This window comes from Gryllotalpicola protaetiae (genome assembly GCF_003627055.1).
In the GTDB taxonomy this organism is placed as follows: Bacteria; Actinomycetota; Actinomycetes; order Actinomycetales; family Microbacteriaceae; genus Gryllotalpicola; species Gryllotalpicola protaetiae.
Genome location: NZ_CP032624.1, coordinates 1,529,008 through 1,544,232 on the forward strand (window position 1 = coordinate 1,529,008; position 15,225 = coordinate 1,544,232).

Annotated in this window: 10 protein-coding genes; 2 read left to right on the forward strand and 8 right to left on the reverse strand. The window is 70.5% G+C overall.

All coding sequences use genetic code 11. The annotated features are described in order from the left end of the window. Nucleotides 1-17: 17 nt before the first annotated feature. The 6 genes from D7I44_RS07440 to kdpF all read right to left on the reverse strand — a co-directional run bounded on the left by D7I44_RS07440 (nt 18) and on the right by kdpF (nt 7,901). On the reverse strand, nt 18-713 hold the full coding sequence (locus D7I44_RS07440) for a response regulator (RefSeq protein ID WP_120788913.1): 696 nt from the start codon (nt 711-713) through the stop codon (nt 18-20). Next, nucleotides 710-3,292 carry an ATP-binding protein gene (locus D7I44_RS07445; protein WP_120788914.1) on the reverse strand — a complete coding sequence of 861 codons (2,583 nt, stop codon included), beginning with the start codon at nt 3,290-3,292 and terminating at the stop codon, nt 710-712. Before D7I44_RS07445 ends, D7I44_RS07440 begins: the two co-directional genes overlap by 4 nt. 75 nt (nt 3,293-3,367) lie before the next feature. After that, entirely contained in the window at nt 3,368-4,003 is a 636-nt protein-coding gene (gene kdpC / locus D7I44_RS07450) for a potassium-transporting ATPase subunit KdpC (protein WP_120788915.1), read from the reverse strand. 23 nt (nt 4,004-4,026) lie between these two features. After that, nucleotides 4,027-6,135: a potassium-transporting ATPase subunit KdpB gene (kdpB, locus tag D7I44_RS07455; protein WP_120788916.1), complete on the reverse strand. Its 2,109-nt coding sequence runs from the start codon at nt 6,133-6,135 to the stop codon at nt 4,027-4,029. Then, entirely contained in the window at nt 6,135-7,811 is a 1,677-nt protein-coding gene (gene kdpA / locus D7I44_RS07460) for a potassium-transporting ATPase subunit KdpA (RefSeq protein ID WP_120788917.1), read from the reverse strand. Before kdpA ends, kdpB begins: the two co-directional genes overlap by 1 nt. Beyond that, nucleotides 7,812-7,901, reverse strand: a complete 90-nt coding sequence (gene kdpF / locus D7I44_RS07465; RefSeq protein ID WP_120788918.1) for a K(+)-transporting ATPase subunit F — start codon at nt 7,899-7,901, stop codon at nt 7,812-7,814. It lies immediately after the preceding gene. Nucleotides 7,902-8,090: 189 nt separating this feature from the next. Between kdpF and D7I44_RS07470 the strand changes: the two genes are divergently transcribed. Further along, a complete protein-coding gene (locus D7I44_RS07470) occupies nt 8,091-9,380 on the forward strand; it encodes an SLC13 family permease (protein WP_220093845.1) in 1,290 nt (429 codons plus the stop codon). Nucleotides 9,381-9,418: 38 nt separating this feature from the next. On the opposite strand, the gene D7I44_RS07475 is transcribed toward D7I44_RS07470, so the two are convergent. After that, on the reverse strand, nt 9,419-13,336 hold the full coding sequence (locus D7I44_RS07475; protein ID WP_120788919.1) for an ABC transporter ATP-binding protein: 3,918 nt from the start codon (nt 13,334-13,336) through the stop codon (nt 9,419-9,421). After that, a complete protein-coding gene (locus D7I44_RS07480) occupies nt 13,333-13,770 on the reverse strand; it encodes a MarR family winged helix-turn-helix transcriptional regulator (RefSeq protein ID WP_120788920.1) in 438 nt (145 codons plus the stop codon). Before D7I44_RS07480 ends, D7I44_RS07475 begins: the two co-directional genes overlap by 4 nt. 101 nt (nt 13,771-13,871) lie before the next feature. Between D7I44_RS07480 and lhgO the strand changes: the two genes are divergently transcribed. Further along, on the forward strand, nt 13,872-15,083 hold the full coding sequence (gene lhgO, locus D7I44_RS07485) for an L-2-hydroxyglutarate oxidase (RefSeq protein ID WP_120788921.1): 1,212 nt from the start codon (nt 13,872-13,874) through the stop codon (nt 15,081-15,083). The last annotated feature ends 142 nt before the right edge of the window (nt 15,084-15,225 follow it).

A 15,225-nucleotide genomic window follows, 5' to 3' on the forward strand; every position in this document is an offset into this window, starting at 1 on the left:
GTCCATCTTGGAGCCTGCTACGCCGAGGCCGGCGCGAAACGGTACCCCATGCCGGCCTCGGTCAGCAGATACCGCGGGTGCGACGGCTCCGGCTCGAGCTTCTTCCGCAGCTGCGACAGGTAGAGCCGCAGGTAGCCGGTGTCGGCCGTGTGATTCGGCCCCCAGATCTCCGTCAGGATCGTCTCGCGCGTCACCAGCCGGTCAGGGTTGCGCACGAGCAGCTCGAGCAGCTGCCACTCGGTGGGGGTCAGGCGAACGGATGCTTCAGCCCCCGGTGCCCCGCGCACCACCCGCCGCGCCCCGAGGTCGACGGTCACGTCACCGAACCGCACGACCGGCTCGCCCTCGGCCACACCCGCCTTCCGGCGCCCGAGCGCGCGGATGCGCGCCAGCAGCTCGTCGGTCTGGAACGGCTTGGTGACGTAGTCGTCGGCGCCGAGGTCGAGCGCCTCGACCTTGTCCGTCGAGTCGGCCCGCCCCGACACCACGAGGATCGGCACCGTCGACCAGCCGCGGATCGCCTGGATCACGGCGAGGCCGTCGAGGCCCGGCATCCCCAGGTCCAGCACGACGACGTCGGGGTGGTCGTTCACGACCTTGTCGAGCGCCTCCTTGCCGTCGCGCGCGAGCACCACGTCATAGCCGCGCGCGCTCAGGATGATGCGCAGCGCGCCCAGGATCTGCCGGTCATCGTCGGCGACCACGATTTTCAACGGATGCCTCCCGCAGGTGCCGTGTGCAGAGTGACCACCATCGTGAGGCCGCCCCCTGGGGTGTCCTCGACGGTGAGCGTGCCGCCCATGCCCTCGACGAAGCCGCGCGACAGGGCGAGGCCGAGGCCGATTCCGGTCGTGTTGTCGGTGTCGCCCTCGCGCTGGAAGGGCTGGAAGATCGCGTCCTTGCGCTCGTCCGGAACGCCGGGGCCTGCGTCGACGATGCGCAGCTGCACGTCGTCGCCGAACGCGCTCACCGCGAGCCGTGGCGGGGCGTCAGGCGCCGTGAAACGCAACGCGTTCGCGAGCAGGTTGACGACGACGCGCTGCAGCAGCACGGGGTCGGCGCTCACCGCCGGCACGGCCTCAGCGACGTCGAGCACGACCGCGCCTGGCGCGACGCCGAGCTCTTCGAGAGCCGAGGGCAGAACGTCGTCGACGTCGACTGGCTGCAGGTTGACGGCGAGCACACCCGCCTGCACGCGGCTCACGTCGAGAAGGTTGGTGACGAGCGCGCCCAGGTTCTCGAGCCCGGTCTGCGCGGTGGCGAGCAGTTCGTCTCTGTCCGATTCGGACAGGCGGATGCGCGGCGAGCGCAGGCTCGACACGGCGGCTGTCGCCGCGGCGAGCGGCCGGCGCAGGTCGTGACCGACGGCGGCGAGCAGCGCCGAGCGGACCCGGTCGGTCTCGGCCAGCGGCTTCAGCGCCTCCGCCGTGTCGGCGAGGTCGCGGTGCTCGAGCGCGGCGTCGAGCTGCGTGACGATCGCCGCGAGGATGCGGCGGTCCGAGCTCTCGAGGGACGGGCCGTAGAGCTCGAGTGTCGCCCGCTCGCCGACCGGCTCGGCCATCGGCGCGGGGCCGCGGCGGTCTCCCTTCACCGGCTGCTCCGGCGAGTCGACCGACAAGGTGGCAGATGCGACAGGCGGGGTCGCAGACGCGACCGGCGGCCTCCGCGTCGCGCTCACCTCGAAGAGCACCGTGCCGTCCGACGCGACGAGGCGTGCGGCATCCAGCCCGAACGCCTCGCGCGCCCGCACCACGAGCGCCTCGACAGCGTCGTCACCGCGAATCACGCTTCCGGCCACCGTCGCGAGCACCTCCGACTCGGCCGCGGACCGCCGCGCCGCGCGCGTGCGCCGCGCCGCCTGGTCGACGAGGAAGCTCACCAGGGCGGCGATGACGACGTAGAGCAGCAGTGCCGCGAGGTGCAGCGGCCGTGCGATCGTGATCGTGTAGTACGGCTGCACGAACACGAAGTCGAGCGTCACGCCCGAGAGAACCGCGGCGAAGAGCGCGGGCCAGATGCCGCCGATGAGCGCCGCGACGACCGTGATGAGCTGGAACGACAGCACCTCGGCCGTCAGCGCGTCGGGCGAGCGGAACGACCAGAGGAACCAGGTCAGCAGCGGCCCTGCGAAGAAGGCGAAGACGAAGCCGATCACCAGCCGGCGCCACGACAGCGAGCCGCGCGCCCGCGGCAGCACAAACGGGTGCGTGCCCGCCGCCGAGTGGGTCACGATGTGCACGTCGATGTCGCCGGACTCGCGGATGACCGTCGCACCGACGCCCTGGCCGGTCAGGAACGCGGTCAGCCGGGTGCGGCGCGAGACGCCGATCACGAGCTGAGTGGCGTTGGATGCCCGCGCGAAGTCCACCAGCGCGTGCGGCACGTCATCGCCGACCACCTGGTGGTACGAGCCGCCGAGCTTGTCGACGAGCGCCTGCTGCGCGGCGAGCGCGCCGGGGTGCGGCTCGCGCAGACCGTCCTGGCTGACGACGTGCAGAGCGAGCAGCTCGCCGCCGGCCGAACGCGCCGCGATGCGGGCGCCACGGCGCAGCAGCGTCTCACCCTCGGGCCCGCCGGTGAGGGCGACGACGACGCGCTCGCGCGCCTCCCACTTGGAGTCGATGCCGTGCTCGGCGCGGTACGCCTGCAGCGCCGTGTCGACCTCGTCGGCCAGCCAGAGCAGCGCGAGCTCGCGCAGCGCGGTCAGGTTGCCGAGGCGGAAGTAGTTCGACAGCGCCGCGTCGATGCGCGCGGCCGGGTACACCAGGCCCTCGGACAGCCGGTCGCGCAGCGACTGCGGCGTCAGGTCGACGACCTCGATCTGGTCGGCGGCGCGCAGCACGGCATCCGGAATGGTCTCGCGCTGCACGACGCCCGTGATCTGCTCCACCACGTCGTTCAGCGACTCGATGTGCTGGATGTTCACCGTCGTGAACACCGTGATCCCAGCATCCAGCAGGTCGTCGACGTCCTGCCAGCGCTTCTCGTGCTGTGTGCCCGGCGCGTTCGTGTGCGCCAGCTCGTCGACGAGTGCGATCTGGGGATGCCGCGCGAGCACGCCGTCGAGGTCGAGCTCGGTGAGCTCGACCCCGCGGTGGTCGATGGTGCGGCGCGGCACGACCTCGAGCCCTTCGAGCATGCCTGCCGTCGCCGCGCGGTCGTGGGTCTCGACGACCGCGACGACGACATCCTTGCCCTCGCCCACGAGGCGGCGGCCCTCTTCGAGCATCGTGTAGGTCTTCCCCACACCGGGTGCCGCCCCCAGCAGGACCCGCAGCTTGCCCCGACCCATGCCTCTGCCTTTCTGCGCGCCGGTCCCGGCCCGGTGCACCCGGCACGGCGCCGTACACGCCGCCGCCGCGCCTGGCTACTTGTTGCCGTCAGGGTCCATCTTGGACAGGTCCAGGTTCAGCTGAACCACATTCACATACGACTGGCCGAGGTAGCCGAGATCGCGGCTGTGCGTGTTCCGCTCGACCAGCTTTTGAACGGATGCCGCGCTGATGCCGCGCGTCGCGGCGACCTTCGCCACCTGAAGCCGCGCGTAGTCGGTCGAGATGTCGGGGTCGAGGCCGGAGCCGGACGCCGTCAGCGCGTCGACGGGGATCTGGGACGCCGCGACTCCGTAGGTCTGCTCGATCACCTTCTTGCGCTCGTCGATCGCTTTCACGAGGTCCGGGTTGTTCGGCCCCCAGTTCGAGCCGAGCGACGCGTTCGCGTCATAGCCGTTCGGCGCGGCATCCGACGTCGCAGCAGACGGGCGCGTCTGGAACCACTGGGTGAGCGGCTTGCCCTTCGTGTCGGTGAAGGACTGGCCGATCAGGGTCGAGCCCGAACCGGCATCCGTCTGGAACTGCGAGCCGTTCGCCTGGCTGTGGAAGCCGAGCTGTCCGATGCCCGTGATGACGAGCGGGTAGGCGATGCCGAGCGCGGCCGTCAGCACGACCATCGCTCGAATCGCGACCCAGTACTGCCGCACTCCTGCGCGGGTGGTTGCAGGCATGGTGATGACTTCTTTCTTCAGTCTCAGAAACCCGGGATCAGGCTGACGAGCAGGTCGATCAGCTTGATGCCGATGAACGGGGCGATGATGCCGCCGACGCCGTAGATGAGCAGGTTGCGGCCGAGCAGCGCCGAGACCAGCGACGGGCGGTAGCGCACGCCGCGCAACGCCAAGGGGATCAGCGCGATGATGACCAGCGCGTTGAAGATCACGGCCGAGAGGATCGCGGAGTCCGGCGAGTGCAGCCGCATGATGTTGAGCGCCTGCATGCCGGGGAACGCCGTCACGAACATCGCGGGGATGATCGCGAAGTACTTCGCCACGTCGTTCGCGATGGAGAAGGTGGTGAGCGCGCCGCGCGTGATGAGCAGCTGCTTGCCGATCGTCACGATGTCGATGAGCTTCGTCGGGTCGGAATCGAGGTCGACCATGTTGCCGGCCTCCTTCGCGGCCGACGTGCCCGTGTTCATCGCGACGCCGACGTCGGCCTGCGCGAGCGCGGGCGCGTCGTTCGTGCCGTCGCCGGTCATGGCAACGAGGTGGCCGCCCTCCTGCTCACGGCGGATGAGCGCGAGCTTGTCCTCAGGGGTGGCCTCCGCGAGCACGTCGTCGACGCCGGCTTCTCGGGCGATGACGGCTGCCGTCACCGGGTTGTCGCCCGTCACCATGACGGTGCGGATGCCCATGCGGCGCAGGTCGGCGAAGCGCTCCTTCAGGCCGGTCTTGACGACGTCCTTCAGGTAGATCGTTCCGAGCAGGCGCGCGCTGCCGTCCGCGGCCTTCGCCGCGACTGCGAGCGGCGTGCCGCCGAGCCCGGAGACGTGCGCCACCTGCGACTCGAGGTCGGCTCTCGCCTCGGCGAACTCCGCCCCGGTCGACGACTCGGCGACCCACGCGAGCACCGCGCTCGGCGCTCCTTTGCGCACCTGGCTGCCGTCGGGGTAGTCGACGCCCGACATGCGCGTCTGCGCGGTGAACGGCACGACCTCGCCGTCGACTCGACCCAGCTGGGCGTGGCCGAGGGACTGCGCGAGAGCGACGACCGACTGGCCCTCAGGGGTCGGGTCGGCGATCGACGCGTGGGCAGCCGCCTCGATGAGCTCGTCACCGTCTGAGCCGGTGACTGCGCGGAACTCCGCCGCCTGCCGGTTGCCGTAGGTGATCGTGCCGGTCTTGTCGAGCAGCAGCGTGCTGACGTCGCCCGCGGCCTCGACGGCGCGGCCCGACATGGCGAGCACGTTGTGCTGCACGAGGCGGTCCATGCCGGCGATGCCGATGGCCGACAGCAGCGCGCCGATCGTCGTCGGGATCAGGCAGACGAGGAGGGCGACGAGCACTGTCACGGTCGGCGCGGCGTGGGCGAAGCCGGCCGTCGGGCCGAGCGCGAGCACGACCACCACGAAGATGATCGTGAGGCTCGCGAGCAGGATGTTGAGCGCGATCTCGTTCGGTGTCTTCTGCCGCGCGGCACCCTCGACGAGCGCGATCATGCGGTCGACGAAGGTCTCGCCGGGCTTCGACGTGATCTTCACGACGATGCGGTCAGACAGCACGCGGGTGCCTCCGGTGACGGCGCTGCGATCGCCGCCCGACTCGCGCACGACGGGGGCGGATTCCCCGGTGATCGCCGACTCGTCCACCGAGGCGATGCCCCAGACGATGTCACCGTCGCCGGGGATCAGCTCGCCGGCGGTCACGACGACCACGTCGTTCAGCCCGAGGTCGGCGGAGGCGACGGATTCCTGCCGTGCCTGCTCGGCCGAGGCATCCGTCTTCTCGTCATAGCCCAGCACGCGGTTCGCGAGCGTCATCGTGCGGGTCTTACGCAGCGTCGCCGCCTGCGCCTTGCCGCGGCCTTCTGCCACGGCCTCTGCGAGGGTCGCGAACAGCACGGTCAGCCACAGCCAGACGGTGATCCACCAGGTGAAGGCCGACGGCTGGAAGATGGCCAGCAGCGTGGTGAGCGCGGCGCCGACCTCGACGATGAACATGACCGGGTTGTGCCACATGTCGCGGGGGTTCAGCTTGCGGAACGACTCGGGCAGGCTCGTCCAGAGCTGCCGGGGCGTGAAGGCGCCCGCCTGGGCGCGGTGGGGAGCCGACGACGTGGGTCGATCGGTAACGGCGGTCATCAGTGCAGTCCTTCTGCGATGGGCCCGAGCGCGAGCACGGGGAAGTAGGTGAGTGCCGACACGAGCAGGACCGTGCCGACGAGCAGCCCGACGAACTGGGGGCGGTGGGTCGGCAGGGTGCCGGCGGTGACAGGCACCTTGTCCTGAGCGGCGAGCGACCCGGCGAGCGCCAGCACGAACGCGATCGGCAGCAGGCGGCCGAGGAACATCGCCGCGCCGAGCGAGGCGTTCAGCCAGGGCGTGTTCGCGGTGATGCCGGCGAAGGCGGAGCCGTTGTTGTTCGCGGCCGAGGTGAACGCGTAGAGCACCTCGCTGAAGCCGTGCTGGCCGGGGTTCCAGATGCTCGTGTGCGTGAGGTCGTGCAGCACGGGCGGGATCGCGAAGCTCAGGCCGACGCCGATGAGCACGAGGGTCGGGGTGGTCAGGAAGTAGAGGCTCGCGAGCTTGATCTCGCGGGCGCCGATCTTCTTGCCGAGGTACTCGGGCGTGCGGCCGATCATCAGACCGGCGAGGAACACCGCGACGATGGCCATGACGAGCATGCCGTAGAGGCCGGTGCCGACGCCGCCCGGCGAGACCTCGCCGAGCATCATGTTGATCAGCATCATCATGCCGCCGAAGCTCGTCATGCTGTCGTGCATCGACGCGACCGCGCCGGTCGAGGTGCTCGTGCCCGTCGTGTCGAAGATCAGCGAGCCGATGATGCCGAGGCGCTGCTCCTTGCCCTCCATCGCGCCGCCCGCCGCGGCGATCGCGCTGTCGCCGCCGCCGTGCAGCTCGAAGAGCGTGCCCGCGATGAGGGATGCCGTGAACAGCACGCCCATCGCCGCGAGGATCGCGTAGCCCTGGCGGTTGTCGCCGACCATGCGACCGAAGGTGCGCGGCAGCGCGAACGGGATGAGGAGCATGAGGAACGTCTCGAAGAGGTTCGTCCAGGCCGTCGGGTTCTCGAACGGGTGCGCCGAGTTCATATTGAAGAAGCCGCCGCCGTTGGTGCCGAGCTCTTTGATGGCCTCCTGCGAGGCGGTCGGGCCGCCCGGCAGGTTCTGCACGCCGCCCGCGATCGTGTGCACAGCAGTGACCGGATTGAAGTTCTGGATGACGCCGCCCGCGATGAGCACCACGGCGCTGATGACGGCGATCGGCACGAGAATCCGCACGGTCGCGCGGGTCAGATCCACCCAGAAGTTGCCGATCGTGCCGCTCTTGCGCAGCGCGAAGCCGCGCACGATGGCGACCGCGACCGCGATGCCCACGGCGCCCGATACGAAGTTCTGCACCGCGAGGCCGGCCATCTGAACCGTGTAGCCCATGGTGAGCTCCGGCGAGTACGACTGCCAGTTGGTGTTCGCCATGAACGAGATCGCGGTGTTGAACGCGAGGCCGGGCGCGACGTTCGGCAGGCCGAGCGAGTACGGCAGCCACTCCTGCAGCCGCTGCAGGAGGTAGACGAAGAACACGCCGACGACCGAGAACGCGAGGACGGCGCGCAGGTACTGCGGCCAGCTCTGCTCGGCGCCGGCCTTCACGCCGATGAGACGGTAGAAGCCGCGCTCGACCCCGAGGTCGCGCCGTGTGGTGAAGGTGTTCGCCATGTAGTCGCCGAGCGGGCGGTAGCAGAGCCCGAGCACGACGGCGAGGGTCGCGAACTGTGCGAGGAAGAGCCAGGCGTCCACCTAGAACTTCTCCGGCTTCAGCAGGGCGTACACGAGGTACGCGAGAGCGGCGAGAGCAAGGGCTGCCGCGAGGATGTCGAAGAAGATCACAGCTTCTCGACCCCCTTGGCGGCGAGCGCCACCACGACGGCCAGGGCGATGACGCCCAGAATCCACAGAATGTCCACGAGGGACGAGTGAAGACCCGTATGCGCACCGTCAGGGCGCCCCTAACAGAACCCGTGCGCCCGTCGGTTTTTCCCTAACGGATTCCTCACGCACTGCGGCAGTATCGAATCGGTGAACCCGCACATCGTGATCACGTTGGCGACCATCGTGCTCGCGATGGTGCTCTTCGTCTGGAACCGCGCGCCCGCGGTCATCGTCGCCGTCGGCACCGCCCTCGCGCTGTATCTCACGGGCGTGCTCACCCTGCGCGAGACGCTGAGCGGGTTCGGCGATCCGGTCGTCATCCTGCTCGTCGCGCTCTTCTCGATCGCGGTCGCTCTCGAGGAATCCGGCGTGGCCGCGTGGGCGGGGCAGCTGCTGCTGCGGCACACGGGCGGCAACGCGACCTGGCGACTCGTCGCGATCATGGGCCTCGCCGCGGTGTTCAGCCCGCTGATGGGCATGAACGGCGCCGTCGTCGCCATGGTGCCGATCGTCGCCGCGATCGCGGTGCACACGGTCACCGCGCCGTCGAAGCTGATGATCCCGCTCGCCTTCGCCTGTACGGCCGGCGCGAACCTGAGCCTGCTCGGCAGCCCTGTCAACGTGGTGGCGGCAGAGAGGATCGACCTGGCCGGTGCAGGGCCGTTCGGATTCTTCGCCTGGGCTCTCGTCGGCATCCCGCAGGTCATCGGCACGATCGTCATCGTGGTGCTGCTCGGCGACCGGCTGCTGCCGACGCGTCGGCCGCTCGCGGTGGACATCCCGACGACGACGGCCAGCTTCGAGGCGGTGGCGCCGGCGGCATCCGAGGTCCCTGTCGCCCGGCTCGGGGTGCGCGCGTACCTCTCGCTCGCCGTGCTCGCCCTGCTCATCGGGCTGCTCGCGTTCAACGTCGTGCCGCCCGCGATCGCCGCCGCGAGCTGCGCGGTGCTCATGGTGCTGCTGCGTGTGGTCAGCGTGCCGGTGCTCGCACGCAGCGTCGACTGGAGCACCTGCATCCTGATCGGGGCGATGATCGCCCCGGCCGTCGCCATGTCGAAGACCGGGGCGGCGAGCCTGCTCGGCGATCGGGTCGTGGACGGCATCGGCGGCCTCGGTCCATACGCCGTGTTCATCGGGCTGTTCCTCGTCACCGCAGTGCTGAGCCAGTTCATCTCGAACACGTCGTCGGCGCTCGTGATGCTGCCGATCGCCGTGGCGACCGCCGGCGATCTGCACGTGGCGGCGCTGCCGATGATCCTGGGCGTGGCACTCGGGGCGAGCACCTCGTTCGTCGTGCCGGTCGCGAACGCCGTGACGCTGTCGGTGTACGCGCCGGGCGGGTACCACTTCGGGGATTTCTGGCGCCTCGGGTCGGTCGTCTCCGCCTGGGCCTTCGTCGTGGCCGTCGTCGTCGTTCCGATCGCGTGGCCGTTCTAGTCCGTAACCGGCGCAAAAGCCGTCTCCCCGCGGCGAGGCTACGCGCGCTCCGACGCGAGCTCGAAGGCACGCCACATCGAGGCGTACGAACCATCGGCGGCGAGCAGTTCGTCGTGCGAGCCGACCTCGAGAACACCCCCGCCGCCGAGCACGACGATGCGGTCGGCCGTGCGCGCCGTCTGCAGACGGTGCGCGATCAGCACGGTGGTGCGGCCGGAGGCGACACGCTCCATCGCGGCGGTCACGCGCGCCTCGGCCGCGAGGTCGAGGTTCGACGTGGCCTCGTCGAGCAGCAGGATCGCCGGGTCGACGAGCTGCGCCCGCGCGAGCGCGATCAGCTGCCGCTGACCGGCCGACAGCGAGCGGCCGCGCTCCGTGATCTCCTGCAGGTAGCCGTTCGGCAGCGCCGCGATGAAGTCGTGCGCGCCGACGGCGCGGGCGGCGGCCTCGACCGCGGCATCCGTCGCCTCTGGCCTGCCGTACGCGATGTTGTCACGCACCGTGCCGGTGAACAGGAACGCCTCTTGCGGGACGTAGCCGAGCTGCGCGCGGTAGGCGCCGAGCGCGAGCGAGCGCACGTCGTGACCGTCGACACGCACCGTGCCGCGGTCGACGTCGTAGAAACGCGCGAGCAGCTTCATCACCGTCGACTTGCCCGCGCCGGTCTCGCCGACGAGCGCCACCGTCTCGCCCGCAGCGATATCGAGCGACACCCCGCGCAATGCCTCTGGGGGCTTCGAGACGGATGCCTCGACCGGCGTCGCCAGTCGGGCGTCCTGCGGCCCGCGCTCCTGCACGCCGGGCCGCGCGGTCACGGCGGGGTAGGCGAAGTGCACGTCCTCCAGCGTGAGCGTGCCCGACAGTCGGCCGGGCGAGACGGGGGACTGCGCCTCAGGCGTCAGCGAGTCGAGTGCCATCAGCCCGGCGATGCGGCGCACCGACACGGTCGTCTGCTGCCAGGCGTCGAACACCTGCGACAGCTGCTGGATCGGCGAGAAGAACATGTCGACGTACAGCAGGAACGCGATCAGCGCACCGGTCGTGAAGTGGCCGTTCACGATGAGCCACGCGCCGAGCCCCAGCACGATCGCGTCGGCGACCGACGACAGGAACTGCACGAACGGGAAGTACGTCGCGACGAGCTTCTGAGCGGCGACGCGCGCCTCGAGGTACGAGCCGCCGAGGCGGTGGAAGTGCGCCTTGGTCGCACCCTCGTGCACGAACGCCTGGGCCTCGTGCACGCCCGACAGGCTCTCTTGGAAGTCGGCGTTCACGATCGCGATGCGGTCGCGCGCCTGCTCGTAGAGCACCGCGGCACGCCGCCGGAAGATCACCGTGGCGATCGCGAGCGGGATGATCACGACGAGCACCGCGCCACCCAGCAGCGGGTTCACGATCAGGATCGCGACGCCGACGCCCACGAACGTCACGAACGCGACCAGCGCGGCGAGCAGCCCGTTCTCGACTAGCTGTTCGAACTGGTCGATGTCGGTCGTCATGCGCGTCATGATGCGGCCGGCCATCTCGCGCTCGTAGTAGTCGAGCGACAGCCGCTGCAGCTGCGCGAACACCCGCACGCGCAAGCTCAGCATCACGCGCTGCGCGGTGCGGCCCATCACGAAGGTCTCGGCGATCTGGTCGAAGAGATCCACAAGGGTGACGAGCAAGAACAGGGCGGATGCCGCGAGGATCGCCGCCGTCGAACCGGTGACCACGCCCTGGTCGATGCCGTTCTTCACCAGCACCGGGCCGAGCAGGCCGGCGACGGCGTCGACCACGACGAACAGCAGGCCGAACAGCAGCGGCCATTTGTAGTCGGCGAGCAGCGAGCGCAGCGAGAAGTGCGGCCGGTGGGCGCCCTCGCGGTCGATGTCGACCTCGGGGAAGTCCTTCACGGGCGGCAGCTTCTCGACGCGGGCGATCAGCTCGGGGGTCGCGGCGAGCGCGCGGCGCACCATGCCGCCGCCACCGGTGCCGCCGAGGCCCGGCCCGAGGCTCGGAGCGGCGGGCACGGCGCTGCGGGCGCCGTAGGTCGAGGCATCCGCCGCCTCAGGTCGCCGCCACGCGCCCGACGTGACCTTTCCGTACGCGGCGACAGAGTCGATGTCGCCGGTGGCGGCCGCGCTGCCGGCGGCCGTCTCGCCGTCCTCCATGCCGGAGAGCAGCACCCGGTAGGCGGCATTGCGCGCCATCAGCTCGTCGTGCGTGCCCTCGTCGACGACCCGCCCGCCGTCGACCAGCACAACCCGGTCGGCGAGGTGCAGCGTCGACTGGCGGTGCGCGATCAGCACGACGGTGCGATCGGCCAGGACCTCGCGCAGGCCGTCGTGGATGGCCTCCTCGGTGCGCGCGTCGATCGCACTGGTGGCATCGTCGAGGATCAGGATGCGCGGGTCCGCGAGGATCGCCCGGGCAAGCGCCACGCGCTGCCGCTGGCCGCCCGAGAGCGACAGCCCGCGCTCGCCGACGACGGTGTCGTAGCCGCGCGGCAGGGCGGCGATGAACCCGTCGGCCTGCGCTATCCGCGCGGCGCGCTCGATCTCTGCGTCGGATGCCTCGGGCCGGCCGTACGCGATGTTGGAGCGCACCGAGTCGCTGAACAGGAAGCTCTCTTCGAAGACGACGCCGATCTGCGACCGCAGGGAGTGCAGGGTGAGCCGCCGCACGTCGATGCCGTCGACGCGCACGGCGCCTCGCGCGGGGTCATAGAACCGCGGGATCAGCATCGCGGCCGTCGACTTGCCGGAGCCGCTTGCGCCGACCAGCGCGACCCGCTCGCCCGCGGCGACCCGCAGCGAGAACCCGGTGAGCGTGCTGTGCTCGTCAGAGCGGCGCCGCGCGTCATCGCCGTAAGCGAAGTGCACGTCGTCGAATTCGACCGCGCCGTGCGCGATGCTGGACGACACAGTCGCGCCGCGCGCCGTGTCGGTTGCCGCGGCCGCGCCGCGCTCCGGCGCCGCGAGCACCACCGCATCCGGCGCATCCGCGATCGCGGGCGGCGTGTCCAGCAGCTGCGCGATGCGCTCCACCCCTGCGCGGGCCTGCTGGGCGATGGCGAGCATGCCGGCGAGCTGCCGGGCGGGTGCGAGCATCTGCGCGACGTACGTCGAGAACGCGAGGAAGGTTCCAAGCGTGATGTTCCCGTTCAGCGCGAGCCAGCCGCCGAGAGCCAGGATCCCGACCTGTCCGAACGCGGGGATCGACTCGAGCAGCGGCTGGAACCTCGACTGGATGCGCGTCGACCGCATCTGCGCTCCGTAGAGCTTCGTCGCGGCATCCGTCAGCCGCCTCAGCTCTCGGCGCTCCTGGCCGAACGCCTTCACCACCCGCACGCCGCCGGTGTCCTCGTCGACGATCTGCACAAGCTCGCCTTCGCGCTGCTGCGCGTCCCACGTGGCGGGGAACACGCGCGAGCGCATGCGGTACGAGACGAAGATCAGCGCCGGGATGATCGCGATGCCCACCAGCGCCAAGAGCGGCGACAGCACGAACATCACGACGAGCGAGAGCACGAGCAGCACGACGTTGCCGCTCACGACCGGCAGGAAGTTGAGCAGCATCATGACGAGACCCGAGTCGGAGGATGCTCTCGCGACCAGCTGCCCCGTCGGCATCCGGTCGAGGTTGGTGAAGTCCATCGACTGCAGGTGGTCGTGCATGTCGTTGCGCAGGTCGTTCTGCACCTCGAGCGCGACCTTGCCGCCGCGGTAGCGGCGCAGGTGCGCGAACACGAAGTTCGCCGCGGCGAGCGCGAGCAGCACCCCGAGCCACACCCACAGGCTGCCCTGGTGGTGGCCGATGACGGTGTCGACGATCTGCCGAGCGACGAGCGGCGTGAGCACCTGGCAGCCGCTGCCGAGCAGCGCGGCGCCGAGCGCGATGTACAGCCCGGTGCGGTGCCGCAGCACGTACGACCAGAGCCGCGCGACCCAGCTCACCGGCTTCTGCTCGGTCATACGCTCGCCTGCGCCTGGGTCACGCGGTAGCTCTCGATGGCGTCGCCCAGTTCGGCGAGCGAGCGGATGCTTGCGCCCGGGTCGCTCGTCTCGGCGGTCACGGCGCGCACACGCTCGGCGAGGCGCGCCCGCGCCTGCTCGTATTCGGCGACCCCGGCCGGCGTGAGCGCGAGCGCCGTCGCGCGCTGGTCGCCTTCGACCTTGGTGCGCTCGATGAGCCCGCGCTTCGCGAGCGAGTCGACGGTCGCGCTGATGGCCGGCTTGCCGACGGCGAGCCGCTGGGCGAGGCGGCTCGCGCGGTCCTCGCCGGAGTCGATCGCGCTCAGCACACGGAAGTCTGCGAGGCTCAGCGGCAGCGCCGAGCGCTCGAGCATACGAGCGAGGCGGGCCACCGCGTCGACGGCGTCGCCCAAGGCATCCGTTCGATCGTTCATGGTCTGAACTATACGCGCCTTGGTTCAGATGGTGAACTGTCGCCGCCGCCCCCCAGAACGGGTGGAAGCTGAGCATGCCTCATTCAAGCTAGCGTTGCGTCATGCCGCGCCCGACCGCCCGCACGCCTCGTATCGCTGTGATCGGCGGCGGCATCGTCGGCATCGCGCTCGCCCGTGCTCTCGCGACGGGCGAACGCGGCGACGTGACCGTCTTCGAGAAGGAACGGCGCCTGGCCGTGCACCAGACCGGGCACAACTCAGGCGTCGTGCACGCCGGGCTGTACTACACGCCGGGCAGCCTCAAGGCCGAGCTGTGCGCGCGGGGGCGCCTGCAGATCAGGGATTTCTGCCTCGAGAAGGGCTTGCCTTACCGCGAGGTGGGCAAGCTCGTCGTCGCGGTCGACGAGTCCGAGCTCGGTGCGCTCGCCGAGATCGAGCGGCGCTCGCGCGAGAACGGCGTGCCCGACCTCGAGCGCATCGACGACTCGGCCCGGCTGCGCGAGATCGAGCCGCACGTCGCGGGTGTCGCGGCCGTGCACTCGCCGCACACCGCGATCGTCGACTACGCGGCGGTCACCGAGGCGCTCGCCGTCGACGCCCGTGCGGCCGGCGCAGACATCCGGCTGGGTCAGGAGGTGACCGGCCTGCGGATCGCGGGCAGCACCGCGCGGGTCTCGACGGCGCACTCGGAGGACGAGTTCGATCTCGTCGTCGCGTGCGCCGGGCTGCAGTCCGACCTCGTCGCGAGGCTCGCAGGCGGCGACCCGTCGCCGAAGATCCTGCCGTTCCGCGGCGAGTACTGGCAGCTGTCCCCGGAGGCCAACGGGCTGTGCCGCGGCATGATCTACCCCGTCCCGGACCCGCGGTTCCCGTTCCTCGGGGTGCACTTCACCCGCGGTGTCTACGACGACGTGCACCTCGGGCCGAGCGCCGTGCCCGCCCTCGCGCGCGAGGGCTACTCGTGGCGGCGCATCTCGGTGAAGGACACCGTCGCATCGCTCGCCTGGCCCGGCGCCGGCCCGCTGCTGCGCGAGCACTGGTACATGGGGGTCGACGAGATCAGCGCCTCGCTCATCAAGCGCCGCTACTTCGACAAGGCGCGCCGCTTCGTTCCAGAGCTCGCGATGAAGCACCTGGTCGGCAAGTCCGCCGCCGGCGTACGCGCGCAGGCGTGGGCCCGCGACGGCAGCCTGATCGACGACTTCGCGGTCGACCGGCTCGGCCCCGTCACGCTGATCCGCAACGCGCCGTCGCCCGCCGCTACCAGTTCGATGGCCATCGCGGACCACGTGATCAAGAACTACGTGAACTGACGGATGCCTGCCGCGGCCACCCCTCCGCGGCGCATCCGCCGCTCAACCGCGCGGTACGGTCACCACGGCGCGCTACGGGCGCACGTGAGGTGCGGCGATGACCGTACAGCGCGGATGAAGCCGCGTGACGCGGGCGAAGCCC

Coding starts and splice junctions, on each gene's coding strand:
- D7I44_RS07445 (WP_120788914.1), bottom strand. CDS start 3,292: ATGGGTCGGGGCAAGCTGCGGGTCCTGCTGGGGGCGGCACCCGGTGTG.
- kdpC (WP_120788915.1), bottom strand. CDS start 4,003: ATGCCTGCAACCACCCGCGCAGGAGTGCGGCAGTACTGGGTCGCGATT.
- kdpB (WP_120788916.1), bottom strand. CDS start 6,135: ATGACCGCCGTTACCGATCGACCCACGTCGTCGGCTCCCCACCGCGCC.
- D7I44_RS07475 (WP_120788919.1), bottom strand. CDS start 13,336: ATGACCGAGCAGAAGCCGGTGAGCTGGGTCGCGCGGCTCTGGTCGTAC.
- D7I44_RS07480 (WP_120788920.1), bottom strand. CDS start 13,770: ATGAACGATCGAACGGATGCCTTGGGCGACGCCGTCGACGCGGTGGCC.
- lhgO (WP_120788921.1), top strand. CDS start 13,872: ATGCCGCGCCCGACCGCCCGCACGCCTCGTATCGCTGTGATCGGCGGC.